Consider the following 5104-nt stretch of genomic DNA (forward strand, 5'->3'; position numbering starts at 1 on the left):
AGTATTTAATGCTTTAACCTTTACTCTTCAGATGAAATATAGTGATTTCTGGTAGTATCCCAACTCGGCTTGGATAATCCAGATAACCGAATCCAACATTTACGTACAGTGCCTGATGCTTTTCACGGTACAGGCCGGCCCATTCACGGTAAGCATATTTCACTGGACTCCACTGATAATTCGGGTTGTTATAACCGAATTGTCCCCCATGTGTGTGTCCACTGAAAGTGACGTCGATTGTGGGATATTTGGATATGATCTCCGCGCGCCAATGGGAGGGATCGTGTGAAAGCATAAAGTTGATGGGCGAAGATTTATCTACTTTAGACATGGCCAGATCGATATTCCCATAATTTTTGGGATTATTTGCTCCCCAATTTTCGACGCCTATAATGGTAATCTTTTCGTTATTCAGTATCAGTTCTTTCGATTCATTGAGAAGTAGTTGCCAGCCTAGTTGTTGATGAATGGATTTGAGATTTGAAAGATTTTGTTCCTTGGTCAAGTTCATTTGATCAAAGAAATGATATCTGTTAAAATGATACTCTCCATAATCGTGGTTTCCAAGTATAGAGAATGTGCCTAATGGAGCCTTCACTTTATCAAATATGGATAAATAGTCCTCCATTTCGGCAGCAAAATCATTGACTAGATCCCCTGTAAAAAAGATGATGTCAGGCTTCTGTGCTAACAAGAGGTCGATCCCTTTTTTTACAGCAGTTGAATTAAATAGACTACCTGCATGTATATCGGAAATTTGCGCTATAGTAATTCCTTCAAATGATTTCGGTAAATTAGGTAAGATTAAATCGAGGTGGTTAACCTGGTACTTATATAAATTGAAGGCAAATCCACGTGTAAGTGCAACGATGGGAACACTGGCTAGCAGAAGGCCGCTTTTGACTATAAAATCTGATCTTTTTATAGGCGGTAAATTTCCAGCCTGGTTCGGCGAAGATTTAGTTTTTTTAAAACCTTTTTTGATTATTTTGAAAGTATATACAATGGTATCAATACCGATAAAGAAAAGACAGATTATCTTACCCAATAGCAACGAAAGCGGAAAAAATACGAAACAGGCAGATTCAAAACTAGTCCATTTAAAAAATAAATTAAGAAATATGCACAGATAGGAAAGTATACTGACAGACCACCAGACTATGTTTAGTAGCTTTGGATTGGATTTCCAAATTGACAATGTCCGAATTCTTAAGAAGATTAAAAGATCTAAAAAAATGAATAGCATTAAAATTTTTAGATAAGCATAGAACTGTTGGAGCATATTCGAAGTCTAACTAATTTGGATCAGGCATATTTGGAATGAATAATTGGATTACAAAACCTAAAATAGGTGTTTTTTTTCGTAATCATAATTTCAGTGTTAAATTATTTTCATAGATAAAGACTATTACGCTTTGGAGCCTATAACCTCCTATTGCTTTGTGGCATATTATTGACGAATGTGATGTCACAGATGTAGGGTAGAAGTTTTAAATTTGTCCCCTATTTGCAACGGATTGTACGCTATTAAAGAAATTTTAAATAACATGGGAAAACGAAAAGAAAATTCGACAAATAGGATTAATGAACAATATATTATTGAATGTGATTTAGCATATGCTGTATGCAAGATCGGCGGCCGATGGAAGCTGCTGATACTTGCTAAATTGCAGCATGGAAAGTTGCGGTTTGGTGAAATTAAACAATTGATTACAGGGATTACAGATCGCATGCTCACCTTGCAGCTCAAAGAATTGGAAAAGCAAGGACTGGTTAAAAGGATTGCTTATGCAGAAGTGCCCCCCCGAGTGGAATATCAATTGACTGAGATTGCGGCAGAACTTATCCCTATTTGGTGTCAGTTGGAAAAATGGGGCGCCAAGCATAAAATGATAACATAACGGCAACGTTGTTTTCTGTAATTTTTTATCAATACCTAAATCAAAAAAGATGATTATGGGCGCAATGGAAATTCACACTATGATTGTTTCTTAAAGATTTTTATTTCAGAAAATCGACCTTGTTTTAGATCCCAGGTATATTCGAAGGCAATGGAATAGCCTAAAGATCTAATTTTCCACACTTGGTCTTTTTCATGGCCAACTATATAGTGTAAGAACCCTGACATTGCATTTTTTCCAATTTCTTCAATATCTTGATTAAAGGGGATAATGCTATTTGAAAATGAAAATAGCCGCTGTGCAGCTTCATCGGGTTGTAGCATATTGTTTTTTAAAGTTTGTGTCAATTGTATATTTTCATCGGAAGATAAATGTAATTCCTGCCAGCTCGCATCCAAACCGTTTCCTTTTTCTATATCCTTGAGTATTTCATTTTGAACCTTTATAAAACGGGGCTGATTTTTTAGGTAAAACGCCGATAATCGCTTATCAATAGTATCTTGCCATTCTTGAGGACTGACTTGCTGTATATCTGTTGATGAATAGCTGTTCCAGCGTATTTCATCCATTTCTTGATAAAGTTTCTCTAATTCATTGGTTGGCTTCTGAATTACGAACGGGAACTGAAGTCGTAAATATTCCGCTTTATTGGGCAGCGTATATTCCGAATGATCGATAACCATAGTTTGTAGATCCAGGTTAAACCTAAGCATATAAAGCCTATTTACTAGCCAAATTTGCCAAATATCCTCTTTTAACTGTTTAGCGAATGCTTGATTTCCAAAGGTATAAGCTATTGTGGCTTCGTTTGTTCCTGTATTCGATTGCTGATAAATCACAGGTTGAATAATTCCACTGATAAGTCGGCCTATTTCAATAGGCCGATAACATTGCAGCAAGGTTACTGTCGTGAATTGTGGGGTTCCCAACATTTTCGATAGCTCCGCAGGAGGCTCGCTATCAAAAATAAATGCATTAAGTACTGATGGCGGAGCCTGTATTTTTTTTAAATATTTTTTGCACAATCGTGTTAAGTCAGCATGCTCTTTGTGAGCATACGCAACGATTGGTTTAAATAATGCATTTTGTTGTTCTTTCGTTAAGGTTGAATCTGTTATTTTGCCTCCTAATTCAGTGATAAATTTCAAAAATTCCTTTTGCGTCCTTTCCTTTTGATTCCTCAGTTCGCGATCAAAAATCTGGCCCGTACAAGTGAGCGCCATCAATAATAAAAGAACTGTTGACAGCGCTATTTTCGAATATATCATGTGCTGATGGATTTTATCTTAATGTTAGCGTACAAAGATCGTCTTTTTACTTAACATGCATATCATATAAAATGTTTATGCTTTTTCTATCATTTTACGCTTCCCTTTTTAGATCCATTGCAATATATTGTTCATAATCAATTAAAGATCTTACTGGAGTTGCTAACCCTTGTAGAAGCTCCAGATACGTTTTTGCCACATTTGCCCAAACTGTTTGTTCACCATAACTACGCGCTTTGAAACGATGCCAGGCTAGTAATCGATGTGATTGGTACAGCATTTTAATATTAGCACGCATTGCGGCGATATCGTTGAATGGACTCAGGATACCACGTTCGTCTTTCAATAAATCTTTTGCATGCCAGTATGGTGTCGAAATAACAGCTGCACCTGCACCCACAGCAAAGGATAAGGTACCACTGCTGATTTGCTGTTCGTGTGGATAAGGAGACAGATAAATATCACAGGCTGTTAAATACTCCTTAAGCTCCTCGTCCGTTAAGAATTTATCGATAAAAACAACCTTGTCCTGTAAACCAAGCTGATCGACTAAATTTTGGAGTTCAAAACGGTAAGATTCCCCTTCATGGGCCAGAACATTTGGATGTGTTTTTCCGATGATCAGGTATTTGAATCCTGGGAGCTCAACTTCCGACAAGGATTGAATGGCATATTCCAATCCTTTACTTCTTCCGATGAGACCAAAAGTCATCATTACAAAATTGTGTTGAAGGTTTAATCTGTATTTGGCAAGCCCCTGATTGTAATCAAAATGTGGTACGCCATGTGGTATCACTTTAATCTTATCTGTAAGGGTGGAGTCGAATTGCTCCTCTAATAATTCGATACCTTTGGGCGATAAACTAACAACTGCCTGAGATTTCTTCAACAATAGCTCGGTGATTTCCTTCTGCTGCAATGATGGGGTTTGAAGAATGGTATGAAACACGGTTAGCAGGGGTATCTTTAGATTATTGGCAATTTGTGTTATGAAAATGCCATCGGCTCCTCCAAATATTCCAAATTCATGTTGAATAATGCAATAATCATATTCCTCATTAATAATACGAGTTGCCTGATGATAACTATCGAGTCGATCCCTGTATATGACAAATCGAGTCGATGGGTCAAAATCTTCCGAACCGAGTTTAGATACAGCGACAATATCGATTTGAACATTCGGATCGAGCTCCATTCCCTGTTTGAGATCTTTGGTAAATGTTGCTAGCCCACATTCTTGTGGGGGACAAGTGCTTATGATTGCTATTTTTTTCATATGACTTAATCCTCCTTTACATCATTTTGTACGTCTTCAACTGGAAGATCTAGAATCGCCATTAACAATAAATAGTAGCCCTTCTCTAGACCCATTTTTTCCGCTTTTTTATCGATATTTTCCATATTCAGTACCTTGTTTGAGTTTAAATTCTTTTACTATTGTTGGATCAAAAGTTATACCCAAAGTAGGTTGAAAAGCTTTAACCGTAGTTTTTGAAAGGAAATAACGTAGCTTAAGTGAGATAGTTCCAAAAAAAACAGGTCGATTACGTATTTATAGCGCTAAAGAACCTGATTTATTTTTCGACCTTCTCTTTTTTGCTTCGAGGGACAGGTGGTTTTACGTCAACTGCAGTGGCGGAACTTTTACTTTGAACATCCTTTAGCTTAAGAGACTTACTTTCGATATCGTTGTGGTCTGTATCCGCTTGTTTGGTAACTGGCTTTTTTGTTGTATCAGCATTTCTATTTGCTGTACTTTTGGCGGGTACTGTGATTTTTTCTGCAGTATCATTTAGCGTAGGATCAACGGCCGGCTGATCAAGATCTTTCTTGGGGGAAGCCTTAGTCTTACTATCGGTCTTTTTAAGTTCTCGATGGTTTAATTTCTTAATTTTCTTCTTTTTGATACCCTTGCTTAATAATTTAGCTGCTTTT

Annotated in this window: 5 protein-coding genes; 1 reads left to right on the top strand and 4 read right to left on the bottom strand. The window is 37.0% G+C overall.

Features of this window, described 5'->3' with window-relative positions; translation table 11 throughout:
• Positions 1-13: 13 nt before the first annotated feature.
• Complete coding sequence (locus B2X72_RS17365) at positions 14-1048, bottom strand: metallophosphoesterase (protein WP_286850872.1); 1035 nt, start codon at positions 1046-1048, stop codon at positions 14-16.
• Positions 1049-1547: 499 nt separating this feature from the next.
• Between B2X72_RS17365 and B2X72_RS17370 the strand changes: the two genes are divergently transcribed.
• On the top strand, positions 1548-1901 hold the full coding sequence (locus B2X72_RS17370; protein ID WP_046676278.1) for a winged helix-turn-helix transcriptional regulator: 354 nt from the start codon (positions 1548-1550) through the stop codon (positions 1899-1901).
• A 77-nt stretch (positions 1902-1978) separates the two neighbouring features.
• Here B2X72_RS17370 and B2X72_RS17375 read toward each other — a convergent pair whose 3' ends face one another.
• From B2X72_RS17375 to B2X72_RS17385, 3 genes are all read right to left on the bottom strand, one after another.
• Entirely contained in the window at positions 1979-3169 is a 1191-nt protein-coding gene (locus B2X72_RS17375; RefSeq protein WP_286850874.1) for a hypothetical protein, read from the bottom strand.
• 94 nt (positions 3170-3263) lie between these two features.
• Entirely contained in the window at positions 3264-4445 is a 1182-nt protein-coding gene (locus tag B2X72_RS17380; RefSeq protein ID WP_286850875.1) for a glycosyltransferase, read from the bottom strand.
• Positions 4446-4743: 298 nt separating this feature from the next.
• Positions 4744-5104, bottom strand: a 361-nt coding sequence (locus B2X72_RS17385) for a hypothetical protein (RefSeq protein WP_286850876.1), incomplete at its 5' end; no start/stop codon positions are given.

Origin of the sequence: Sphingobacterium sp. UBA7253, from assembly GCF_002472745.1 — a bacterium.
Lineage (GTDB): Bacteria > Bacteroidota > Bacteroidia > Sphingobacteriales > Sphingobacteriaceae > Sphingobacterium > Sphingobacterium siyangense.

Coding starts and splice junctions, on each gene's coding strand:
- B2X72_RS17375 (WP_286850874.1), bottom strand. CDS start 3,169: ATGATATATTCGAAAATAGCGCTGTCAACAGTTCTTTTATTATTGATG.
- B2X72_RS17380 (WP_286850875.1), bottom strand. CDS start 4,445: ATGAAAAAAATAGCAATCATAAGCACTTGTCCCCCACAAGAATGTGGG.
- B2X72_RS17370 (WP_046676278.1), top strand. CDS start 1,548: ATGGGAAAACGAAAAGAAAATTCGACAAATAGGATTAATGAACAATAT.